Consider the following 23191-nt stretch of genomic DNA (forward strand, 5'->3'; position numbering starts at 1 on the left):
TCGACGCCTTGACATCGCCGTCATCTGCGCCGTTGAAGCGCTTCATGGGGGTCACCTTTCCTCCCCAGCCCACGTTATCCACAATCTCTACGACATCGATAAATTGCTTGCGAGTAACCACTCGAAACCATAAAATGGACGCATAGCAAAAAGGGTGTGGAGGTTCTCGGCGTCGCGTCGTGGGTGCGGCGGAACGAGCGACCACCGGTTCGACCGTCTCGGGGGAGGGGTGAGTGTCATGACGCTGCTGGAGCATGAGCCGGGCGAGTCCATGCCGCCGTCCGTCCGGACGTCCCGGACGTCCCGCACACGCCAGGGGGTCCAGCGTGCCGACGGGGTGGAGCCGCCCCGACCGCGCGTGCAGGCCAGGACGCCTCTTACCGAGAAGTCCCTGCTCAAGCGAGGCGGGCTCAAGTCCGGATCGGCCGACGCGGCAGCGGCGACCCGCCTGATGGGGATGCAGCGCGAGGCCTCGAGAGCACGCGCTCATCTGCTGCGGACAGTTGCGGACTTCTGGGTGGACAGGGGTGATCCCGACCTCGTCGACGACCGCGAAGAAGCGGATCTCGCGATCGCCATCGCTCTGCGCACCACCACCTCGCGAGCGGCGACGCTGCTGCGTGACGCTCATATCGCGGTGGACGAGATGCCGTTGGTCTTCGGTCGCCTGGCGGCGGGAGATATGCCCGCGGAATGGTTCGACAGACTCCTGAGATCCGTGCGCGAGCTGACGGCATTTCAACGCGGAGAAGTGGACGAGCGAGTATCCGCGTGGGATCTGGCCTCCATTCCTGCACCACGATTCCTGGAGAGCCTTCGGCTTCTCGTCGCATGGTTCGATGCTGACGGGGCACGCCCTCGTCCGGAAGATATGCGCGACGTCGCTCTCGAGCGCTCCCCACAGGACGACGGCACCGCCTGCCTGCGCATCACCGGACCGCTCCACGAGATCCTGGGTCTTGCCCGCCGCCTCGACACCAGTGCGCGGGCGGTCCAGGCGCAGCAGCGTCACGCGCTCGAGGACGGCAGCCCGGTCCCCTTCGACCTCGACGGCGACACGGCCGCTGCGGGGTCTGCGATGTCGCTCGCAGCGATCAGGTATGCACTGATCACCCGCACCATGCTCGACACGGCGGGCGTCGAGGTGCCCCGTGAACGCCATCGCATCAACGTGGTCGTGCCGGTGCTGACCCTGATGGGCCTGGACGACGCGCCGGCGACCTACGACGGTGTGATCCCGCTGCCCGCGGACATGGCCCGACGGCTCGCCGCCGGCGAGGAGGTCTGGCACCGGGTGCTCACCGATCCGACGACGGGGGAGTTCCTGCCCCTCCCGGCGGACCAGTACCGTCCCACCGCGGCGATGGTCGAGCACCTCCGTCTCCGAGATCCCGTCTGCGCAGCGCCCGGATGCACCCGGACCACCAGCTCCGATGCGGAGAACGACCACATCGAGGAGTTCGACCACTCCGACCCACAACGGGGCGGGCCCACCAGCATCGAGAACCTTCATCGATTGCACTGGGCGCACCACGATGCCAAGACCAAGGGGCGCACCGATCCCGTGCGCAACCCGGACGGCTCCACCACCTGGACGGTGGGCACACCCACGCGCGCCGAAGTCACCATCGCTCCCCGCACGGATCTCGTCACTCCCATCATCGCCGCAGCGCTCGCGGACTCCTGGGCGCAATACGAATGGACCCTCGAACTCGATGCCCTCGAGCGGATGGGCGAGTTTGAGCGCTTCGAGCGAGAAGCGGGCCCGTACGATCCCGCTCTCGACATCGGCTATTGCGTCGAACCGGTCTGGGGCACGCCCCCGTGGCACCCGCTACGACGCCGACCCGCCGTTCTGAACCAGGAGCGTGCCGGCTTTCTGAGGCAGAAGCACGTCGACCTCGTCTCGACCGGATCGGGTTCGGTCGGGGACAGCGTCCGGGCCAGTACTGTTGGATCCCATGCGGTATGGATTCCTCGGCCCCGAGACCACCTTCACCCACCAGGCACTCCTGCAGGCCCTCGAGGTCATGCCCCGGGAGTTCACGGACACGGTGGAGCAGGTGCCGTTCGCGGCCGTCGCGACCGCCACCACCGACCTGCTCGCCGGCGAGATCGACGCGCTCATCGCGCCGATCGAGAACTCCGTCGAGGGCGGGGTCTCCGGCACCCTCGACGTCCTGGCCGCCACGGACTCCATCACGATCGTCGCCGAGCAGATCGTGCAGGTCACCTTCGTGCTCGCTGCCCGTGCGGAAACCGCGCTCGAAGACCTCCGGGTCGTCTCCTCCCACCCGCACGCGCAGGCCCAGGTGCAGGGCTGGCTGCGCGAGAACGTGCCCGGAGCGAACGTCGCCACCGCGTCATCCACCGCAGCAGCCGCTCGCGACCTCGCGTCGATGAGCTCGGAGGAGGCCCACGGCCGCGCCGCCGTCTGCTCCCCGCTGGCCGCCGCGCACTTCGGGCTCACCGTGCTCGCCGAGCAGATCGAGGACAACTCCGGCGCACAGACCCGATTCGTGCTCGTCACCCGCGAGGGCCGCATCCCTGCGCGCACCGGTGCCGACAAGACCACCCTGGTGGTGCAGCTGCCGCACAACCGCTCCGGTGCCCTGCTCGAGACCCTCGAGATGTTCAGCAGCAACGGCGTGAACCTCTCCCGGATCGAATCCCGCCCCATCGGCGATTTCCTGGGCCGATACTCCTTCTCGATCGACGCCGAGGGCCACATCGAGGACCGTCGGGTCGCCGCGTCCCTCCGTGCGCTGCACCGGATCTGCCCCGTCGTGCACTTCCTCGGGTCGTATCCGCGGATCGACGGGCAGGCCCCGGAGCCTCGCGAGGAGTTCGCCGACGCCACCTACGACCAGGCGCACGCCTGGATCGAGAAGCTCACGGCGATGGTGACACCGGCTTCCGAGGTCGAAGGCGCGGGGGCCGGCAGTCCCACGGCGGTCGATGCCCGGCCGGAACCCGACGCCTGATCAGGGCTGGGACGGATCCGTCCCCGCCGGGGCCCGCAGCCGGAGGGCTCCCGGATCGATGCGCGCGATCAGATGGGTCGCCTCCGCATCGGTATCGCCGTCCAGCTGCACGGGCTGCGCCTTCGTCGTCGCGACCCGCACCTCGCTGGCCTGGTAGCGCTCCATGGTCGACAGCTTCGTGGCCTGGGCGAACCGGCCGCGGGGGACCAGCTTCGGCGTGACGACCTCCGTGAGCACCTGGCTGAAGCCGGCAGCGCCCCGCCAGCCCGCCACCACGATCTCGAGGCGACCGTTGTCCGCCGTCGCCCCCGGCATCAGCACGAAGCCGCCGGGCAGCCGACCCACGTTCCCCAGCAGCACCGTGCGGGCCTTGTGAGCGTGCCGCGTGCCGTCGGGCAGATCGAGCACCACGTCGACCGAGCGTCCCAGGATCGTGCGCACGCCGCCGACCACGTAGGCGACCCAGCCCAGGCGCCGCTTCAAGGTCGGATCGGTATGGCCGATCATCTCGGCGTCGGCCCCGAAGCCAGCGATCACCAGGAAGATCTGCTCGGCGGAGGAGGCTGCCTCGGAGACGGATCCGCCCGTGCGCAGCCATCCCACGTCGATCCGCTTGTCCTGGCCGGCCATCGCGGCGGTGATCGCGCCCGCCGGATCCTCGAGAGGAATGTCCAGGTTGCGCGCCAGCAGGTTGCCGGTCCCCGAGGGGATGATGCCCATCAGCGCCTCGCTGCCCGCGAGCACGGACGCCACCAGGCGCACCGTGCCGTCGCCGCCGGCCGCGATCACCAGATCGGCACCGTCCTGGAGCGCCAGCCGCGCCTGGCCACGGCCCGGATCATCGACCGAGGTCTCGTAGAAGCGGACCTCGGCCCCCTCGAGGCCCCCGACCACCTCGCGCACGCGGCGGCGGAAGAGTTCGGTGTCGTCGAACTTCGTGGGGTTCAGGACGACACCGACCTTCCGCACCGCGGGCTCGATCCCGGCGCCGGCGTCGGCGGCGTCGCCGCCCGCCGCGTCGTCGGAGCCGTCGCCCGCGGAGCGCTGCGGCGCCAGTTCGCGTTCGTACCGCTCAGCAGTCTCCCGCAGGGCGGAGATCTCGCGACGATGCCGGGTCAGGTGACGCAGCACCACCACGAGCAGCACGACGGCCACGACCATGATCACGACCGAGGCGATGCTGAGTGCGAGCAGTGTGTGATCCATGAGGTCACACTACTGAGCCTGCCGCCCTCCGGTGACCGCCGCGGCGCAGGTACCCTGGTGCAATGATCGATCTGCGGCTCCTGCGCGAGAATCCCGATGCCGTCCGCGACGCCCAGAAGGCGCGCCGACGAGACCCCGCCATCGTCGACGCCGTGCTCGCGGCCGACTCCCACTGGCGCGAGGCGACGGGATCCTTCGAATCCGCGCGCGCCGAGCAGAAGGCCTTCGGCAAGAAGGTCGCGCAGGCGAAGGGCGAGGAGAAGCAGGCGCTGCTGGCTGAGGTCAAGCAGCTCTCCGCCGACGTCAAGCGTCTCGAGGCGGAAGCCGGAGCGGCCATCGCGGCCCGCGACGCGGCGCTGCGCGCCATCCCGAACCTCTCCGAGGGCGCCCCCGAGGGCCTCGAGGACGACTTCGCGCTGCGCGAGACCGTCGGCGAGAACCCGAGCTTCGACTTCGACGTCAAGGACCACCTCGAGATCGCCGAGGGGCTCCGCGCGATCGACATGGCCCGCGGCGCGAAGGTCTCCGGCGCCCGTTTCTACTTCCTCACCGGCGTCGGCGCCCAGCTCGAGCTCGCGATCCTCAACTCCGCGATCGACCAGGCCACTCAGGCCGGCTTCACCCCGATGATCACCCCGACCCTGGTGCTGCCGGAGTCGATGGAGGGCACCGGCTTCCTCGGCGAGCACGCGGACGAGGTCTACCACCTGGACAAGGACGACGACCTGTACCTCGTCGGCACCAGCGAGGTCGCCCTGGCCAGCTACCACAAGAACGAGATCCTCGATCTCGCCGACGGTCCGATCCGCTACGCCGGCTGGAGCGCCTGCTACCGCCGCGAGGCCGGCAGCTACGGCAAGGACACCCGCGGCATCATCCGGGTGCACCAGTTCCACAAGGTCGAGATGTTCAGCTACTGCCGCATCGAGGACTCCTACGAGGAGCACGAGCGCCTGCTTGATCTCGAGCGCCAGATGATGGCCCGCATCGATGTGCCCTACCGGATCATCGACACCGCTGCCGGCGACCTCGGCACCTCCGCCGCCCGCAAGTACGACTGCGAGGCGTGGATGCCCAGCCAGAACACCTACCGCGAGCTCACCTCCACGTCGAACACCACCCAGTTCCAGGCGCGTCGGCTGAACATCCGCGAGCGCACGGACGACGGGCTGCGCCCGGTCGCCACCCTCAACGGCACCCTCGGCACCACCCGGTTCATCGCCGCGATCCTCGAGAACCACCAGCAGGCCGACGGCTCCGTCGTGGTCCCCGAGGGGCTCCGCCCGTACCTCGGCGGCCGCGAGGTCTTCGAGGTCGTGTCCTGACGTGACCCACCTCCCCGGAACCAGCGTCCTGCGCCGTCTGCGCGACCGCCTGCGTCACCGCCGGTTCACCCGGGTGTCAGATGCCGGTGACAGACTCGGCGGCATGAACCCCACCGCTGAGCTCACCGATCGCGATGCGACCCGCACTCGGCTCGAGGAGCACCTCGTCTCCCTGCCCGGGAATCGTCTGCTGATCGGGCTCGACGTCGACGGCACGCTGGTCGACCACGACGGTGTGATGTCCCCGCCGATGCGCCGCGTGCTGCAGAAGGCCGCGAACGAGCACGTCGTCGTCATCTCGACCGGTCGCTCCCTCGGGGCGACGCTGCCGATCGTCCAGGCCGCAGGCATCACCAGCGGGTACGCCGTCTGCTCCAACGGCGCGGTCACCCTCGAGCTGGATCCGGAGGCCGACGGCGGCTACCGCATCATCGACACCCGCGTCTTCCAGCCGGGCCACGCCCTGCGCACCCTGCGCGACGTGGCGCCCGACGCGCACTACGCGGTCGAGAAGGCCGACGGGTCCTTCCACGCCACCACCGGGTTCCAGGACTCGAGCTTCGGTGTGCAGGCGCAGGAGCGACCGCTGGACGACCTCCTCGAGCTCGAGGCCGTGCGCGTGGTGGTGCACGTCCCCGATCTGACCCCGCAGGAGTTCAGCCGGGTCATCGCGGAATCCGGCGTGCACGGCGTGGAGTACTCGATCGGGTGGACGGCCTGGCTCGACATGGCCGCCCCCGGCGTCTCCAAGGCCACCGCGCTGGAGACCGTGCGCGAGAGCCTCGGGGTGCAGCTGGAGCACACCGTCGCCGTCGGCGACGGCTTCAACGACACCGAGATGCTGCAGTGGGCCGGCGTCGGGGTCGCGATGGGCCAGGCGCCGCAGGGCGTGAAGGATGTCGCGGACATCGTCACCGACTCCGTCTACGAGGACGGCACCGTGCTCGTGCTGCAGACGCTGCTGCGCTGAGCCGGCTTCGTCGGGACCTGTTCAGCTCGTCCGCGGCGCGACCTCCAGGATCACCTTGCCCAGGTGCCCTCCCGTCGTGAGCACCTCGTGGGCCGTGGCGGCCTGCTCGAGGGGGAAGCGCGCATGGACCGGGACCGTCAGGGAGCCGTCCGTCAGCAACGGCCAGGCCAGGGCCTCGGTGGCCTCGAGGATCTCGCGCTTCTCCTCGGTGCGCCGGGAGCGCAGCGTGGTGCCGATGACCCGAGCCCGCTTGCCCATGAGCATCCCGATCGGCAGCTCGCCGTGCGCACCGCCGAGGGTGCCGATGATGACCAGACGGCCGTGCTCCCGCAGCATCCCCACGTTGTCCGTGAGGGCCGGGCCGCCCACGATGTCGAGGATGACGTCGGCGCCGCCGGTCTCGCGCACCGCCTCCAGGAGGTCGGTGGTGCGACGGTTCCAGGCCATGTCCGCCCCGAGGTCACGCACCTGGTGGACCCCGTCGTCGGAGCCGACGGTGGTGAGCACCCGTGCGCCGAGGTGCCGCGCCAGCTGGATCGCGACGGTGCCGATGCCGCCCGTGCCGCCATGGATCAGCACGGTCTCGCCCTCCGCGAGAGCGCCCTCGAGCACGAGGTTGGAGACCACGGTCGCGCACACCTCGATCACGCCGGCCGCGTCGACCAGGTCCAGGCCCTCCGGCACCGGGAGCAGCTGTCCCTCGGGGACCGCGACGACCTCGGCGTAGCCGCCACCGGCGAGCAGCGCGAGGACCGGCTCCCCGGTGTCCCGGCGGTGGCCGGAGACCTCCAGGCCGGGAAGCTCGGAGGTGTTCGGCGGCGGCGGGTACTTGCCGGCCGTCTGGGCGACGTCGGCCCGGTTCACGCCCGCGGCGACCACGTCCACGAGCACCTCGCCGGGTGCGGGGACGGGCTCGGGGAGCTCGACGAGCTCGAGCTGGTGGTCCTCGGTGATGGCGATCGCGCGCATGGTCACTGGGTCACCTCCACGACCGTGCGGCCGCGGACCTCGCCGGCGAGGATCCGCTCGGCATAGGGGACGGCCTCGGACAGCCCGATGCTGGTCGTCATCGCATCCAGCTGGTCGAGGTCGAGCTCCCGGGCCAGGGCGTCCCAGGCCCGTTCGCGCAGGGTGAGGGGAGCGTCGACCGAGTTGACGCCGGCGAGCGTCACGCCGCGCAGGATGAACGGGAGCACGGTGGTCGGCAGGTCCGGGCCCTGCGCGAGGCCGAAGGCGGCGACCGTCCCTCCCCAGGCGGTCTGGGCGAGTGCATTGGCGAGCGTCGTGCTGCCCACGCCGTCGATCACGCCGGCCCAGCGCTTCGACTGCAGCGGACGTCCGGGCTCCTCGGAGAGCTCGCGACGGTTGATGACGTCGGCCGCACCGAGGGCACGGAGGTACTCCGTGTTCGCCTCGACCCGACCGGTCGAGGCGACCACCCGGTGGCCGCGCCCCGCGAGCAGTGCGACGGCGACCGAGCCGGCTCCGCCCGAAGCGCCTGTGACCAGGATGTCCCCGTTGCCGGGCTCGACGCCGCCGTCCTCGAGGCGCAGCACGGCGAGCATCGCCGTGAACCCGGCGGTGCCGATCGCGGCCGCGCGCTCGGGGGAGATCTCCGCCGGGAGCCGCACCAGGGCGTCGGGCCGCACCCGGGCGCGGGTCGCGAAACCGCCGTGGAGGGACTCGCCGATGCCGTCGCCGTTGAGCACCACCAGGTCGCCGGCGGAGTACGGCCCGGACTCGGCGGCGGTCACCCGGCCCACGAGGTCGATGCCGGGGATCAGCGGGAAGCTGCGGGCGATGCCCTTGCCGGCGATCGCCATCCCGTCCTTGTAGTTGTAGCTCGAGCACAGCACGTCCAGCTCGACATCGCCGGTGAGCAGGGATTCGTCGGCGTCCTCGACGAGGCGGGCGTCGGCGCCGTCGGACTCGATCAGTATGGCGCGCATGCGGGATGTCCTCTCCCTCGGGGGCGGGTTCGGTCAGCTTAGTTGCCATGGGCCATGACGCTGTCGACGCCGGCGTGCGCGGTGGATGCTCCGGATCGGAGCAGGGCCCGGGAAGGGGTTGACGGCTCCTCGGTTCCATGGTTCATTAGTGGAGTAATGAACCGAGCAACCTTTGGAGGCTCGGCCCCGACGATCCGACCTGGAGGCGGTGTGCTGGACGAGTCGAAGCCGCTGTTCATCGCCGTTGCGGAACAGATCGAGGAGGGGATCCTCGATGCCACCTACGTGGAGGACGAGCCCGTGCCGTCGACCAATGAGCTCGCCGCCTTCCTCCGCATCAACCCCGCCACCGCCGGCAAGGGCCTGAACCGTCTGGTCGACGCCGGCGTGCTGGTCAAGCGGCGCGGTGTCGGGATGTTCGTCGCCCCCGGCGCGGTCGAGCTGCTCCGCAGACGGCGACGCGAGGCCTTCACCCGGACCTATCTCGTCCCGTTGCTGCGCGAAGCCGCTCGGCTGGACATCCCGCCCCACGAACTCGTCCAGATGATCACGAAGGAGGCGTCCCGATGAACGCCATCGAAGCCCGGGACCTCAGCAAGCACTATCGCGACGTCGCCGCCATCGATGAGGTCAGCATCTCCCTCGAGGAGAACCGCGTCCACGGCCTGCTCGGACGCAACGGCGCCGGCAAGACCACGCTCATGAAACTGCTGACCGCTCAGATCTTCGCCAGCTCCGGGAGCATGCAGGTGCTGGGGGAGGACCCCGTGGAGAACGCCGGAGTCCTCTCTCGGACCTGCTTCATCCAGGAGAGCCAGAAGTATCCCGACGGCTTCCGTCCCCGCGACGTGCTGCGGATCGCGCAGAAGCTCTATCCGGCATGGGACCAGGGCCTGGCCGCTGATCTGGTGGCTGACTTCCGGCTCCCCGAGAAGCGGGCGATCCGCAAGCTCTCCCGAGGGCAGCTATCGGCCGTCGGCATCATCATCGGCCTCGCCTCGCGGGCCCCGCTGACGTTCTTCGACGAGCCGTACCTGGGCCTGGATGCCGTAGCCCGCCGGTTGTTCTTCGATCGCCTCCTGGCCGACTACGCCGAGCATCCGCGCACCATCGTCCTGTCCACCCATCACATCGATGAGGTCTCCAACCTCCTCGAGCACGTGGTGCTGCTGGACCAGGGCAGGGTCATGCTCGACGAGGAGGCCGATGCCCTGCAGGGCGCCGCGATCGAGGTCTCCGGGCGCCTGGCCGAGGTCGAGGAGTTCACGGCGAGGTCCGAGGTGCTGCACGAAGCCCGCATCGGAGCTCTCGCCACCGCCACCATTCTCACCGACGGCGAGACGACCGCAGCAGCTGCTCGCGCCGCTGGGCTCGACGTGGCGCCGGTGTCCCTGCAGAACTACATCGTCCATCGCACGACCGCCGCAGCGCCCGCGGCGGCCCGCTGAGAGGAACCCCGACATGCGATACCGCACCGTCATAGACATGCACTTCGTCAACCGCATGCAGGCTTACGGCTGGCCACTCCTCGTGATGGTCATCGCACTGGTCATCGTGCTCTCCATCGGTGCGATCGTCGGCACCCAGGGGGCCGAGGTCCGAGCGGAGATGTATGAGGGCATGACCTGGAGCGGAGCGATCTTCTCCCTGCTCGGCCCGCTGATCGGCTACGGCTTCGTCTCGATGGGGCAATACTTCCCGCTCGCCCTGGGCCTGGGAGTGACCCGCCGTGAATTCGCGGCCGGGCAGAGCCTGCTGTTCCTGGGCAACGCACTGGCCTACGCGCTGCTGGTCACCCTCGGCAAGACGGTCGAGGCCGCCACCGGTGGGTTCGGCCTGGGGATCCGCTTCTTCGACGTGTTCTACACCGGCACCGGTGCCTCCTGGCAGACCTTCGTCCAGACCTTCCTGCTGATCGTGGCCGTACTGTTCCTCGGTGCCGCTATCACCTCCGCCTTCCTGCGCTTCGGCCAGCCGATCCTGTGGATCTCCGGCAGCCTCCTGGGGCTCCTCGGAGTGGCGATCGTGGCCGGCATCGTCCTGGTGGACGGCTTCGGCGGGCGACTGCTGGAGCTGCTCACGCTCAGCTGGGGCTCGTGGATGGGCGTGATCGCCGCGGTAGGCCTGGTTGCGGCGGGCACCTGGGTGCTGCTGGTGCGACGGACGCAGGTGCGCTGAGCCTGCCCGGCTCCCGGTAGACTCCTCAGGTGTCTCCGGGCACCGGGAGGGTTGTCAGAGCGGCCGAATGAGATGGTCTTGAAAACCATTGTGCGGTCACCCCGTACCGCGGGTTCGAATCCCGCACCCTCCGCCCTGTGATGTCGCTGGACATCGGCATGGCCCGACCCCACGTCGTGTGGGTTCGGGCCATTGTCCTCTCTGCTGTGGTGGGTGATCCAGCGTGGGGCCGCGCGGACGGCTCGGCCCACCGCGTCGGGGGACCGATAGCCTGGCAGGACATGACCGACATGCCTGCCCCGCCTGCCCTGCCGGCCCCGACTGATCTTTCCGGCTCCCGTCGCCTCACGCCGCAGGCGCTCCAGGTGCTCTGCCGTGACGCGGTGCTCGCGGCCGGTGGCTCGCCCGAGATGTCCACGAGCCTCGCCGAGGCGACGGTCGCGGCAGAACGTCGCGGGAAGCGGGACGTCGGCGCCGCGCACCTCCTCGACTACCTCGCTGCCCTCCGCGAGGGCCGTCTGAAGGGCGACGCCTCCCCGCGGATCGACCGACCCCGCGCCGCCGTGGTGAGGGTCGATGCCGACCACGGCACCGCGCAGCTCGCCGTCGATCGTGCGGCCGGCGCCCTGGTCGAGGCGGCCCGGGACTGCGGCATCGCCGTGCTCACCACCTTCAACTCCTACCCGGCCGGTGAACTCGCCCTGTACGCCACCCGCTTCGCCCGGGAGGGACTGGTCGCCCTGGTGTGCGGGAACTCCTCGCCGCTGATGGCCGTGCACGAGGCCCGCGCGGCCGTCGCCGGCACGAACCCGCTCGCCTTCGCCCTGCCCCACCGTCACGGCCCGCGGGTGTTCGACCAGGCCAGCAGCGCGGCAGCCTGGGTGAAGGTCCGTGATGCCGCCCAGCGCGGGGAACCGATCCCGGACGGGTGGGGGCTGGGCCCCGACGGCGAACCGACCACGGACGCCACGGCGGCGCTCGCCGGAGCGCTGCTGCCGTTCGGCGGGGCCAAGGGGGCCAACATCGCGATGATGATCGAGATGCTCGCGGCCATGTCCGGCGGCTCCTTCTCCCTCGATGCCGCCCCCTTCGACACCGGAGCCGAACCGCCCGACCTGGGCCTGTTCATCGCCGCGATCGATCCCACCGCAGTGGACCCGCGGTACGAGGAGCGCGTCGAGGAGCACCTCCAGCGCCTGACCGCCGAGCACGGCGTCGACTTCGGCCGACGCAAGCCCCCGCGCACCCGGATCGATCTGCCCGAGGACCTCTACCAGGCGCTGCTCGCCGGCTGAGCCCGGTGCGCGGCCGGCGGCGCCCATCGTCCATCGCGACCACCAGGAGCACAGAACGCATGAGAAGCACCCGAGTCATCCACACCGTCGACGCCCATGTCGAGGGTCTGCCCGTCCGCGTCGTCACCGGGGGAGTGCCCACCTTCCCCGGGGAGAGCATGGACGAGCGGCGCCGCTGGTTCCTGGAGAACTCCGACGACCTGCGCACGCTGCTGATGTGCGAGCCGCGCGGCAACGGCTGGATGTCCGGCGCGATCCTGCAGCCCCCGACCCGTCCGGACGCCGACTACGGTGTGCTGTTCATCGAGGTCACCGGCGTGCTGCCGATGTGCGGCGCAGGGACGATCGGCGTGGCCACCGTGCTGGTCGACACCGGGATGGTGCCGGTGACGGAACCGGTCACGACACTGCGCCTCGACGCGCCCATCGGCCTGATCACCGTCGATGTGCAGGTCGCCGACGGCAAGGCCACCTCCGCCACGATCCGCAACGTCCCCTCCTACGTCCATGCGCTGGACGCGACCGTCGAGGTGCCCGGGTACGGCACGCTCATCTGCGACCTGGCGTTCGGCGGGAACTTCTACGCATTCGTGGACCTCGAGGACCTCGGCATCCCCTTCGAGCATGCGGCAGCGGAACGCCTGGTGGCGGCCGGTACGGCGATCATGGCCGCCGTGGACGAGCAGATCCCGCTCACCCATCCGGAGAGCGGGTTCTCCGGCTGCGAGCACGTGGTCCTGCTCGCACCGGGCTCCGATGCCCGGCGCACCCGCCACGTGCTGATCAACCATCCGGGATGGCTGGACCGCTCACCGGGCGGAACCGGGACCAGCGCGCTGATGGCCGTGCTCCATGCTCGCGGGGAGCTCGACCTGCACACCGACTTCGTCAACGAGTCGTTCATCGGCACCTCCTTCACCGGACGCCTCGTCGAGCGCACCCGGGTCGGCGAGATCGACGCCGTGGTCCCCACCATCACCGGCAGCGCCTGGATCATCGCCACCGCGCAGCTGCTGCTCGACCCGACCGACCCCTTCCCGGCGGGCTTCACGCTCTAGAGGTCCAGCTCAGAGGCACCCTCTGAGCGGCCGATCTCCGCCCGGGCCCAGGTCGTGACGTCCCGCGCCAGGTCCCGGTCCAGCGCGTCCGCGGAGCGGCGCAGGAACGTCGGCCTCCCGCGCAGACCCCCGGGACCGTCCGGCCCGATGTAGGAGCCGGGCGGCAGCGGCTGGGTGGCCGCGAACAGCACCGACGCGGCGCCCTGCTCCGCGGGCATCGCGATCGGTCGGGTCACCTCGGTGACCACACGGTCCAGACGCGGGGAGCCGGTCGCGTTCTGCAGATTCGTGAGCACCCATCCCGGATGCACGAGCTGCAGGTCCACCCCGGTGCGGCCGGAGCGCAGGCGCTCGGCCAGCTCGAGGCCCCACAGCATCGTCACGAGCTTGGAGCGGCCGTAGCCGGCGCGCAGAGACCAGCCGCCGCGCCGGAAGTGGGGGTCGTCCAGGTCGATCCGTCCGACGGTGTGCGCCCCCGAGGCGACCACCACGACCCGCTCGCGCACGTGCGGCAGCAGCAGCTCGGTGAGGAGCAGCGGCGCCAGCGCGTTCACCCCGGTCATCAGTTCGAAGCCGTCGGCGGTCTCCTCCCGATGGCGGGAGACCGTCCCGGCCACGCTGATCAGCAGATCGATGCCGCGCTCGCCGACGGCCTGCACGATCTGCGCGGCCCCCTCACGCACCGAGGAGAGGTCTGCGAGGTCCAGGGCCGTCAGCTCCACCGAGTGCGGCCGGCCGGTCTCGCGGCGGATCCGTGCGGCGACCGCTTCCCCCTTGAGCCGGGTGCGCACGGGCAGCACCAGATCCGCGCCCCAGCGGGCCAGCTGGAGCGCCGCCTCGCGGCCCAGGCCGTCGCTGGCACCGGTCATCACGACGGTGCGACCGGTGAGATCGGGCTCGCTCAGGTGCTCCCATGCCATGACGTTCATCGCGTCATCGTAGGGACTGCACCTGCGAGGTGCGGGCAGGGCCTCGCCGCCGGAGGGAGTCGGGTCTGCGCCGCGTACGATGAAGCTGTCGTCGAACCGGGTCGGTCAGGTGACGGTGCCAGAGCGCCGGCCTCCCCCTGCGACGCGCCCATGGATCCCGCAAGGAGAAGCAGCGATGGCCCAGTACACAGGTGTTGCAGTCAGCCCCGGCCGAGTGGTCGGCACGATCCGCGCGATGGCGCCGCCGGTGGCCGAGCCGGCCGCCAAGGAGACCCTGCCCGAGGGCGCGGACCCTGCGGCCGAGGCCGAGCGGATCCCCGTCGCGGCCGCCGCCGTGCAGGCCGCGCTGATCCGACTGGCCGAGCGGGCCAGCGGCGACGGGAAGAAGATCCTCGAGGCCACCGCGCAGATGGCCGCGGACCCCTCCCTCACCCAGACCGCGCAGGGCCTCGTGCTCTCCGGCGGCAAGTCCCCGGCACGGGCCGTCTGGGAGGCGGGCGATCAGGTCGCCTCCATGCTCGAGGGCCTCGGCGGCTACATGGCCGAGCGCGCCACCGACGTGCGCGACGTGCGCTCGCGGATCGTCGCCGAGCTCCGCTCCGAGCAGGCCCCCGGGATCCCCGACGTCGAGGAGCCCTTCGTGCTCACCGCGATCGATCTCGCCCCGGCCGACACCGCGACCCTCGACCCGGAGCGCGTGCTCGCCCTGGTGACGTCCGACGGCGGCCCCCAGTCGCACACCGCGATCCTCGCCCGCCAGCTGGGCCTGCCCGCGATCGTCGCCGCCAAGAGCATCCACGAGTTCTCCGACGGCACCGAGGTGTTCGTCGACGCGGGCCTGGGCACCATCACCGATGAGGTCACCGAGGAGCATCACCGCTTCGCCGAGGCGTGGACCGAGCTGCAGAAGAACCCGCTCACCTATGACGGAGGGGGAGGCGTCCTGGAGGACGGCACCCGGGTGCAGCTGCTCGCCAACATCGGCGGCGCGGCGGATGCCGAGAAGGCTGCGGAGGCGAACGCCGACGGCGTGGGCCTGTTCCGCACCGAGTTCCTGTTCCTGGACCGTGAGGACGAGCCGACGGTCGAGGAGCAGACCGCCGCGTACGTCGAGGCGTTCGCGCACCTGCCCGGGAAGAAGGTCGTCGTGCGGACGATCGACGCCGGCGCCGACAAGCCCCTGCCGTTCCTCACCGACGCCGACGAGCCGAACCCGGCGCTCGGCGTGCGCGCCTTCCGCACCTCGTGGGAGAAGCGCTCGGTGCTCACCAACCAGCTCGACGCGATCGCGGCCGCCGCGGCGCAGTCCGACGCGAAGCCCTGGGTGATGGCGCCGATGATCTCCACCGTCACCGACACCGAGGACTTCGTGGCCCTGTGCCGTGAGCGGGGCCTCGAGCCGGCCGGGATCATGGTCGAGACCCCCTCGGCCGCGATCACCGCGGACCGCCAGCTCGCCGCGTGCGACTTCGCCTCCATCGGCACGAACGACCTCACCCAGTACACGATGGCCGCGGACCGTCAGCTGGGCTCCCTCGCCCACCTCAACAACCCGTGGCAGCCGGCCGTGCTCGCCCTGGTGGGAGCCACCTGCGACGGGGCCCGCGTCGCCGGCGGCGATCCGGAAGCGTTCGGGGAGACCGCGAACAAGCCCGTCGGCGTGTGCGGCGAGGCGGCCGGGGATCCCGGTCTCGCCGTGGTGCTCGTCGGGCTCGGCGTGAACAGCCTGTCGATGACCCCGCGCTCCCTGCCCGCGGTCGCCAAGGTGCTCTCGACGGTCACGCTCGAGCAGGCCAAGGAGCTGGCCGCGAAGGCCGTCGCCGCTCGCACCGCGGAGGAGGCCAACAGCCTCGTGCGCGCGGGGCTGCCGATCCTCGGCGAGCTGGGGCTGTGAGCGAGCCCGCGGGCCGATGAGCGGGTGAGGCGCTGAGCCCCGCTCGACGAAACCCCCGATATGCGCCGTCTCCGGTGCGTATCGGGGGTTTCGTGCTGATGCTCTCGCGAGGCCGGCGTGATGCCGACCTCGAGCGGTCACTCCTCGGCGTCGAGATCCTTCTCGAGGAGGTCCGCCAGAGCGTTGACGGACTCCTCGGCGCCCTCGCCCTCGGCGCGCAGCGTGACCTCGTCGCCGTGGCCGGCGCCCAGGGTCATGAGCATGAGCATGCTGGAGGCCTGCACGGCGTTGCCGCCGGCCTTCTCGATGGTGACGGTCGCGGGCTGCTCGCCGGCGGCCTGCGCGAAGATGCCCGCGGGGCGCGCGTGGAGCCCGGAGGCGCTGGCGATCGTGACGGTGCGCTCTGCCATGGTGTGTGCCTTTCGACGAGCCGCCGCGCGGTGCGCGACGGGTGAGGTGACGCGGTCGCCCGCGTCGGGGACCAACGGTCGTGGTGTCATCGTGGAATATACCGGGCTGGCCAGTGAGCCCGGTGAACGGAGGCTCGCTCGCCCTCAGAGGGCCGACTGCCGTGCGGCGATCGCCTCCCGCACGGCGGGGAAGAGCGGATGGTCGGTGTCGAGACCGGTGATCTCGGAGGCGGCGGCGTCGGCGTCCTGCGTGCGCAGGATCTCCTGCAGCCGTGTCACCTCGTCGTCGCTCTCGGGGGTGAAGGCGAGCGCTGCCGAGAAGGAGGCCAGCAGGCCCTCCGAACCCAGACCGCGCTCGGCGAGCTCCGCGGACGGGCCCACGATGCGGTCGTGCCGGGAGAGCTTGCGCAGCGGCGCCCGCCCCACCCGCTCGACCGGATCGGGGAGCGCCTCGTTCGCGAAGCGGCCCAGGACCTTGGTGCGATAGCTCGCCATGTCGTCCTCGGCGAAGCCGTGCTTGGCCACCAGCAGCGCCGAGGTCTCCTCGAGCACCGCCTCGACCTGCTGGGCGACGGCCCGGTCCGCGATGGCCTCGGCGATCCTCGCGTGGCCCGCCGCCCAGCCGTGCCAGGCGGCGGTCGCATGGCCCGTGTTCACCGTGAACAGCTTGCGCTCGATGTACGGGCCCAGGTCGTCCACCCAGGTGATGCCCGGGACCTCGGGCTCCTGGCCGCCGAAGGGGCCGCGCTCGACGGCCCACTCGTAGAAGTCCTCGACCGTGACGTCCAGTCCGGCGTCCTCGGCCTGGACCGGCACGATGCGGTCGACGGCGGTGTTCGAGAACAGCGCCTTCTCGTCGAGGTCCTCGCCCTGATAGTTCGCCCGGATCTCCTGCTCCAGAAGATCCGTCGCGTTGATCGCGTTCTCGCACGCCATCACGGCGAGGCGGGGCGCCCCGGCGGGGCGGGCCGCGATCCCGGCGGCGATGTTCGGCGCGACGAAGCGCAGAATGTGCGCGCCGACGGCGGTGGTGACGATGTCCGCCGAGGCGATCTGCTCGGTCAGGCCCTCGGGCTCGTTCGTCGAGTTGATCGCGCTGAAGCCGTCGACGACGGTCGTCGCCGCGTTCTGGCCGACGGTGCGAACCTCGTAGGAGTCCGTCTCCTGCAGCTGCGTGATCAGGGCGTCGGCGACGTCCGCGAACACCAGCTCATAGCCGGCCTCGTGCAGCAGCAGGCCGACGAAACCGCGGCCGATGTTCCCTGCACCGAAATGGACTGCCTTGCTCATGCGCTCACTCCTTCTCGTCGCCGAAGATCGCCAGGATCTCCTGCGCGCTGGTGGCCTGCTCGAGACGCTCGACCTGGGCGGGATCGGAGAAGGTCATCGCGACCTTCTGGAGCAGCACGAGATGCTCGTCGCCGACCCCGGCGATGCCGATCACGAACTTCGTGGAGTTGCCGTTCCACTCGATGCCCTCGGGGTAGCGCACGAACGACATGGCCGAGCGCTTGATCGTGGACTTCGCGTCGTTGGTGCCATGGGGGATGGCCAGGCCGTTGCCCATGAACGTGGAGACCGTGGCCTCGCGCGCGTGCATGGCGTCCACGTAGCCCTGGTCCACCGCGCCGGCGGCGACCAGCAGTGCCCCGGCCTCGTCGATGCCGGTGGCGGAATCGGAGGCGGTGCCGGTCAGGACGATGCTGTCGGGGGAGAGGATCTCGGTTCCCTCGCCCGTGTCGGGCTCGGCCCCGGCGTCGGCCGGAGTGGCCGTGCCCGGTGCCGCCGCAGCGGAGTCCTCCGCCGGGCGCTCCGCGGCACGTCGGCCGTGGGCTCCGGAGGCCGCTGCAGCGGGCGCACCGGCACCGGCGTCAGCCGCCTCCGCGTCGGCCGTCGGTGCGTCGTCGGCGGAGTCGGGGTTGTTGCGCGCGTCCACGAGCTCCACGACCTCGTCGTAGCGCGGGGAGTTCATGAACTGGTCCACGCTCACGTGGATGGCGGAGCCCGTGCGCTGACGGGCCCGGTCGGTGAGTTCCTTCTGGGTGACGACCACGTCCCACTCGTCGTTCAGGCTCGAGATCGCCTTGTTGGTGACCTCGACGTCGTCGAAGCCGGCGGCGCGCACCTTCTTGCGCAGCACCGTCGCGCCCATCGCGGAGGAGCCCATGCCGGCATCGCAGGCGAAGACGATCTTGGAGATCGGGCCCGTATGGTCGGAGCCGTCGGCCGCACCGGCGGCGCCGGCTGCTCCGGCCGCTGCTGCGCCGGCACCAGCGCCGGTCAGGGCACCCGAGACGGAGGACTTCTTGCCCTTCATCTGCTCCATCTTGGCGGTCGCCGAGGCGATGTCGCCGTCGTCCTGCTTGCCGATCTTCAGGAACAGGGTGGAGAGCAGGAAGCTCACCCCTGCGGCGGCGAGCACGGCCAGGGCGATGCCCAGATAGGAGTCGCGCGCGGCGACGCCGAAGATCGCGAGGATCGAGCCCGGAGCGGCCGGGGAGATGAGGCCGGTGCCGAAGGCGACGTTGACCGCCACGCCGGCCATGCCGCCACCGATCGCCGCGAGGATGAGGATCGGCTTCATGAGCACGTACGGGAAGTAGATCTCGTGGATGCCGCCGAAGAACTGGATGATCGCGGCGCCCGGCGCGGAGGCGCGTGCGGCGCCCCGGCCGAAGAACGTGTAGGCGAGCAGGATGCCGACGCCGGGGCCGGGGTTCGACTCGAGCAGGAACAGCACGGACTTGCCATTGGTGCCGGCATCGGAGATCCCCAGCGGGGTCAGCACACCGTGGTTGATCGCGTTGTTGAGGAAGAAGACCTTCGCCGGCTCGATGAGGATCGACACCACCGGCAGCAGGTGCGCGTTGATCAGCGCGGCGACGCCCTCCGCCAGCAGAGTCATCAGGCCGTTCACGAGCGGGGCGAGGCCGAAGAATCCGGCCACCAGGGCGATGAAGCCGAATATCCCCGCGGAGAACATGTTCACGAGCATCTCGAAGCCGGCCGGGATGTGGTCCTGCCACAGCTGGTCCAGCTTCTTCATGATCCAGGCCGCGAGCGGTGCCATGATCATCGCGCCGATGAACATGTGGACCTCGGGCAGTGCCTCGAACGCGCTCTCGGCGTTGCCCGCGGCGAGCCACTTCTCGAGGGCAGCGGCATTGTCCTGCGCGATCAGCCAGTCCGAGCCCGCGATCACGCCCATGGTGGCGATGACGCCCACCACGGCGCCGCGCGCCTCGTAGATCATCCGGCCGCCGGTGTTCGCGATGAGCAGTGGCAGCAGATAGTGGATCATCGGGCCGACGGCGCTCTCCAGCGGCGCGTTCGGCGTCCAGCCGTCCTCGATGAAGAAGGCGGTGAGGATTCCCCAGGCGATCAGGGCGGGGATGTTCGGCATCACCATGTTCGACAGTGAGGTGCCGACCTTCTGCAACGCCACGCGCGGGCTGAAACCGCTCTTGGCCTCGGTCGTTGTAGTCATGACACGTCCTCGGTGGCAACTGGGGACCGCCAGCCGGGGTCCCGTTCGGGCGGCGGAGCGCTCCGGTCGGCGCGCCGCAGCCAGGCGGGGCGGTCCCCGTCAGGGATCAGAGGAATGCTCCGTCGGCGTGCCAGCAGTGTAGTCCGGGTGGCCCGGAATCGCCCGCCCGCCCCGAGTCTCGGTGCGGGAGTTCTCCGAGGTGAGGGCGCAGAACCGGTGGCGGCGAGGTTACTCGGTGGAAGGAAGCGATCTCCGCCAGCGACGGTAGGAGAGGACCGTCAGGATGATCACCGCGATCCACGAGATCACCACCACGGCACCGTTGAGGACGGTCGGGCTCCCGAGGAACGCGCCGATGGCGATCAGGGAGACCTGACCGGGCAGGGCGGAGAGCGCGGTCGCGATGAGGAAGTCGCGGCTGGAGACGCCGAGCGCTCCGCTGCCGTAGTTCACCGGCCAATAGGGGATCCCGGGCATCAGCCGCACCGTGCACACGGCGTAGAAGCCGCCGTTCTCCAAGCGGTCCTCGATCATCTCGGCGTGGGAGCCTAGTGCCCGCATCACCGTCTCGCGGCCGAGCCCGCGGGCGATCCAGTAGCCGCCCCAGCAGCCGATCACCACTCCGATCATCGACAGCACCGTGCCGCCGGGCAGACCGAACAGCAGGCCCGCCACCACGGCCATGATCGTCACCGGGATCGGCGTGAGCGCGACCACCGCATAGGCGCCGATGAAGGCGAGCGGCCCCCAGGCACCGAGTTCGGCGAAGTCCTCGCGCAGCTCCTCGAGGGAGGGCAGGCGCACGTTCAGCGCCAGCCAGAGCATGACCAGCACCGCGAGCACGAGGGCGACGTTGCGCAGCACTGAACCCCACGGCACGTCGCCGCGACGGGCCCAGGGAGTGGAGCGCGTACGGTTCTCGCTGCTGGTGCTGGTGCTGGTGCTGGTGCTGGTGCTGGTGCTGGTGCTGGTGCTGGTGCTGGTGTTGGTGCTGGTGCTGTCGCTCGACGGCGTGCTCGAGCGCGGGTCCGGGGCGTCGACAGGGTGCTCGGGCATCCCGCGATCTTAGGTGGTGACGGCCGTTCAGCGCTCCGTCTGCTCGACGCGCGACTCGCCCGCGCGCACGGCGAGGGGCAGGTGGTTGCCTGCGGGCGGCTTCGGGCAGGTGCCCCAGGCGCTGAAGGCGGAGGGGAAGTTCAGCGCGTAGTTGAGGTCCACCCGCACCTGATCACCGTCGAGCTCCGCCCGCACCTGTCGCCAGTCGGCGCTCTCCGCGCCGGAGGTCTCGTCGGTGAACAGGATGCTCGCCTCGCCCGTGAGCACCAGCTCGACCTCGCTGCCCGCCACGTCGAGCACGGCCACACCGGGGGAGGGCAGCTTCGCCTCCAGCCAGGGCATCGCCGTGCCGACGGTGACGGTGGTGGGGTCACGCCGCCACGTGCCGGTGAGCACCTGGGCGGCGTCGTAGGCGAACGTCGGCACGCCGTCGAAGGCGGCGAGACGCGGCGCGGCCGGATCCAGCAGTCGCAGGCCGATCCGTCCGCCACGGCGGATCACATCGATCTGCACGTCCTGCCCGAAGCCGGCCAGGCGCACGTCACCCGCGGCGAGCACGGTCGCGGTGGTGCTCTCGCCGTCCGCGTGCGCCTCCACCTCGGGGGATCCTGCGAGCAGGCTCACCTCCGAGGTGGGGAACGTCGCGACGAGACGGTCGTCGACGACCTCCCAGGAGCCGGGGACATCGCCGACCTGCTGCGGCCCGGCCGTCGGGTCGATCCAGTGCAGGCCGACCTGGGCGAGGATGCCGTGGGGAGCGGCCAGGGACTCGTCCCGCCGGCGACGGAAGCCCTCCCAGGTGGTCTTCGCGGTGCTGTCAGAGGTCTGGGCGGTGGTGCTCATGGGCGACTCCTCGCTCGGTGCGGATGCCTCGAGTCTGCCCCTGCCCGGTGGCGCGTGCACGCCACGCGTGATCTGCGGACACAAAGGCGCGGACTCACCGCACGGCGCTCACTACACCGCGCTCACCACACCGCGCGGAGCACCCGGATCGCGTCGCCCAGGTCGAGGCCGTCCTCGCGCGAGCTCGCGGCGAGGCGGCGGGCGGCATGGGCGACGTCGGGGGAGACGGGCGAGGCCTGGTCGCTCACCCGGGACCCGGAGCCGGCACGGGAGACGATCAGCCCGCCGGCCTCCAGGGAGCGATAGGCCTTCGCGACGGTGCCGGGGGCGACCTGCAGGTCCGTCGCGAGCTGACGGACGGAGGGCAGGCGATCCCCGCGGGCGAGAGCGCCGGTCGTGATCAGCCCGGCGATCTGGTCGCTGATCTGCTCGGACGGGTTCCCGCCGGTCGGCGAGATCTCGATGATCATGCCGTCTCGCGACGGGAGCTTGCAGAGCCTGCAGGGCTTGCAGCGCTTGCAGAGCCCGCGGAGGCGGGGAGCGCGGTCAGCGCGGTGTGGACCCAGAGTCCCAGTCCGATCGCCGCGACGAGTGGGGCGCCGTACTCGAGGAAGGGTGCCAGGTCGGAGAAGGCCGACCCCGTGGAGAAGTGCTCTCCCGATTCGGCACCTACGGTGAGGCTCAGCCTGGACGTCGACTCCAGGTCGCGGAGGATCGCGGCGAGATGGAGCAGCAGCGCTCCGGTCGTGATGCGGGCGACGTTCGTGCTCCGCAGACGGCGCCGGGCGATGTCCTGCTCGACGTCCTCGGGGTGGGGAGGTCGGGCGATGCCGGCCCAGGCCCTCACCGTGGCCACGACCAGGATGACCAGGGCGATCATCGGGGCCATGGAGTAGTGCCATCCGTAGAAGTCGGTCTCCGCGCCCCCGTTGCCCAGCTCGATGACGTAGCGCGTGAAGCGGCCGTCCTCGTCGGGCTGCGAGACCACACCGGCGGAGAGGGTGAGGATGACGACGAGCGCGAGGACGATCCCCAGGATCGCCACCCATGGCCGGCTCAGGAACGAGGTCCAGGTGCGCCGCGTCAGCTGGGCACCGCCGGCGCGCCCGCTGCGAGCGGGCAGTCCGAGCAGGAGCACGGTGAGGATCCCGAGGGTCAGCGGGAGCACGAAGCGCACGGCGCCGTACGTCTCCCACGGGAAGGACGGGACGTCGGCGACGTACATCGGGATCACCGTGGAGGTCGAGAACACGATCATGATCAGCGAGGAGGCGCCGGCCGCCAGAGCGGTCACGAGGGCGGCGGGGCGGTCGAGGCGGGGACGCTTCGCACGCAGGACGAGTCGCAGCAGCGCCGCGCCGAGCACGCCCGCGACGACGGGGAAGAGCAGGAGCCACATCGGAAGGAACCTCGATCCGTATCAGTTGAATGGTACGGACCGTATCACGCGATGAGTACACTTTGAGGTGCGGGTGCGTGCGAGAAGCGCGGACGGAGTCGCGCGACCGGGTGGGGCGACCGAGCCGCGCGACCGGGTGGGGCGAGTGGACTGGGCGGGGGCGCCAGGACGACGGAGGCGGCCGACGGGAGGGTCCCCGTCGGCCGCC

At 70.8% G+C, this 23191-nt stretch carries 21 protein-coding genes and 1 tRNA gene; 10 read left to right on the forward strand and 12 right to left on the reverse strand.

What is annotated here, in order from left to right; all coding sequences use genetic code 11:
• Positions 1-1513 (reverse strand): hypothetical protein (locus CIK71_RS17435; protein ID WP_217990140.1); only part of this gene is annotated, 1513 nt, incomplete at its 3' end.
• Between the two features lie 448 nt (positions 1514-1961).
• Between CIK71_RS17435 and pheA the strand changes: the two genes are divergently transcribed.
• Positions 1962-2984 (forward strand): prephenate dehydratase, encoded by a 1023-nt coding sequence (gene pheA, locus CIK71_RS03285; protein WP_096163768.1) that lies wholly within the window; start codon positions 1962-1964, stop codon positions 2982-2984.
• Here the strand turns inward: pheA and CIK71_RS03290 are convergent, their stop codons facing one another.
• Positions 2985-4190 carry a diacylglycerol/lipid kinase family protein gene (locus tag CIK71_RS03290; RefSeq protein ID WP_096163769.1) on the reverse strand — a complete coding sequence of 402 codons (1206 nt, stop codon included), beginning with the start codon at positions 4188-4190 and terminating at the stop codon, positions 2985-2987.
• 62 nt (positions 4191-4252) lie between these two features.
• Between CIK71_RS03290 and serS the strand changes: the two genes are divergently transcribed.
• Both serS and CIK71_RS03300 read left to right on the forward strand, forming a co-directional pair.
• Positions 4253-5515 (forward strand): serine--tRNA ligase, encoded by a 1263-nt coding sequence (gene serS, locus CIK71_RS03295; RefSeq protein ID WP_096163770.1) that lies wholly within the window; start codon positions 4253-4255, stop codon positions 5513-5515.
• A gap of 103 nt (positions 5516-5618) precedes the next feature.
• Positions 5619-6485, forward strand: coding sequence for an HAD family hydrolase (locus CIK71_RS03300; protein WP_096164202.1), 867 nt, complete (start codon positions 5619-5621; stop codon positions 6483-6485).
• A gap of 21 nt (positions 6486-6506) precedes the next feature.
• Here the strand turns inward: CIK71_RS03300 and CIK71_RS03305 are convergent, their stop codons facing one another.
• The gene (locus CIK71_RS03305; protein ID WP_176485520.1) at positions 6507-7454 is read right to left on the reverse strand and encodes an NAD(P)H-quinone oxidoreductase; all 948 of its coding nucleotides are present in this window, start codon (positions 7452-7454) and stop codon (positions 6507-6509) included.
• A 2-nt stretch (positions 7455-7456) separates the two neighbouring features.
• Positions 7457-8434 (reverse strand): MDR family oxidoreductase, encoded by a 978-nt coding sequence (locus CIK71_RS03310; RefSeq protein WP_096163772.1) that lies wholly within the window; start codon positions 8432-8434, stop codon positions 7457-7459.
• Between the two features lie 156 nt (positions 8435-8590).
• Between CIK71_RS03310 and CIK71_RS03315 the strand changes: the two genes are divergently transcribed.
• From CIK71_RS03315 to CIK71_RS03340, 6 genes are all read left to right on the forward strand, one after another.
• Positions 8591-9004 (forward strand): GntR family transcriptional regulator, encoded by a 414-nt coding sequence (locus CIK71_RS03315; RefSeq protein ID WP_377805363.1) that lies wholly within the window; start codon positions 8591-8593, stop codon positions 9002-9004.
• Positions 9001-9882, forward strand: a complete 882-nt coding sequence (locus CIK71_RS03320; RefSeq protein WP_096163774.1) for an ABC transporter ATP-binding protein — start codon at positions 9001-9003, stop codon at positions 9880-9882. Before CIK71_RS03315 ends, CIK71_RS03320 begins: the two co-directional genes overlap by 4 nt.
• A 13-nt stretch (positions 9883-9895) precedes the next feature.
• Complete coding sequence (locus CIK71_RS03325) at positions 9896-10612, forward strand: hypothetical protein (protein WP_096163775.1); 717 nt, start codon at positions 9896-9898, stop codon at positions 10610-10612.
• Between the two features lie 45 nt (positions 10613-10657).
• Positions 10658-10745 (forward strand) — tRNA-Ser (locus CIK71_RS03330).
• A 148-nt stretch (positions 10746-10893) separates the two neighbouring features.
• Positions 10894-11907, forward strand: a complete 1014-nt coding sequence (locus CIK71_RS03335) for an Ldh family oxidoreductase (RefSeq protein ID WP_176485521.1) — start codon at positions 10894-10896, stop codon at positions 11905-11907.
• Between the two features lie 59 nt (positions 11908-11966).
• Positions 11967-12965 carry a proline racemase family protein gene (locus CIK71_RS03340; RefSeq protein WP_096163777.1) on the forward strand — a complete coding sequence of 333 codons (999 nt, stop codon included), beginning with the start codon at positions 11967-11969 and terminating at the stop codon, positions 12963-12965.
• Here the strand turns inward: CIK71_RS03340 and CIK71_RS03345 are convergent.
• On the reverse strand, positions 12962-13894 hold the full coding sequence (locus tag CIK71_RS03345) for an SDR family NAD(P)-dependent oxidoreductase (RefSeq protein ID WP_217990141.1): 933 nt from the start codon (positions 13892-13894) through the stop codon (positions 12962-12964). The two genes, CIK71_RS03340 and CIK71_RS03345, sit on opposite strands and share 4 nt — an antisense overlap.
• Before the next feature lie 175 nt (positions 13895-14069).
• On the opposite strand from CIK71_RS03345, the gene ptsP reads away from it, so the two are divergent.
• Complete coding sequence (gene ptsP / locus CIK71_RS03350; RefSeq protein WP_096163778.1) at positions 14070-15788, forward strand: phosphoenolpyruvate--protein phosphotransferase; 1719 nt, start codon at positions 14070-14072, stop codon at positions 15786-15788.
• Between the two features lie 137 nt (positions 15789-15925).
• Here the strand turns inward: ptsP and CIK71_RS03355 are convergent, their stop codons facing one another.
• The 7 genes from CIK71_RS03355 to CIK71_RS03390 form a co-directional block, all read right to left on the reverse strand.
• Entirely contained in the window at positions 15926-16198 is a 273-nt protein-coding gene (locus CIK71_RS03355; protein ID WP_096163779.1) for an HPr family phosphocarrier protein, read from the reverse strand.
• 144 nt (positions 16199-16342) lie between these two features.
• A complete protein-coding gene (locus CIK71_RS03360) occupies positions 16343-17488 on the reverse strand; it encodes a mannitol-1-phosphate 5-dehydrogenase (RefSeq protein WP_096163780.1) in 1146 nt (381 codons plus the stop codon).
• Between the two features lie 4 nt (positions 17489-17492).
• Positions 17493-19685: a PTS sugar transporter subunit IIA gene (locus tag CIK71_RS03365; protein WP_096163781.1), complete on the reverse strand. Its 2193-nt coding sequence runs from the start codon at positions 19683-19685 to the stop codon at positions 17493-17495.
• A gap of 228 nt (positions 19686-19913) precedes the next feature.
• A complete protein-coding gene (locus CIK71_RS03370; protein WP_245857275.1) occupies positions 19914-20741 on the reverse strand; it encodes a TVP38/TMEM64 family protein in 828 nt (275 codons plus the stop codon).
• Between the two features lie 27 nt (positions 20742-20768).
• Positions 20769-21584: a DUF1684 domain-containing protein gene (locus CIK71_RS03380; RefSeq protein ID WP_096163783.1), complete on the reverse strand. Its 816-nt coding sequence runs from the start codon at positions 21582-21584 to the stop codon at positions 20769-20771.
• Positions 21585-21706: 122 nt separating this feature from the next.
• Positions 21707-22054 (reverse strand): GntR family transcriptional regulator, encoded by a 348-nt coding sequence (locus CIK71_RS03385; protein WP_096163784.1) that lies wholly within the window; start codon positions 22052-22054, stop codon positions 21707-21709.
• Entirely contained in the window at positions 22051-22983 is a 933-nt protein-coding gene (locus CIK71_RS03390) for a hypothetical protein (RefSeq protein WP_096163785.1), read from the reverse strand. Before CIK71_RS03390 ends, CIK71_RS03385 begins: the two co-directional genes overlap by 4 nt.
• Between the last annotated feature and the right edge of the window lie 208 nt (positions 22984-23191).

The organism is Brachybacterium alimentarium (assembly GCF_002332425.1).
Lineage (GTDB): Bacteria > Actinomycetota > Actinomycetes > Actinomycetales > Dermabacteraceae > Brachybacterium > Brachybacterium alimentarium.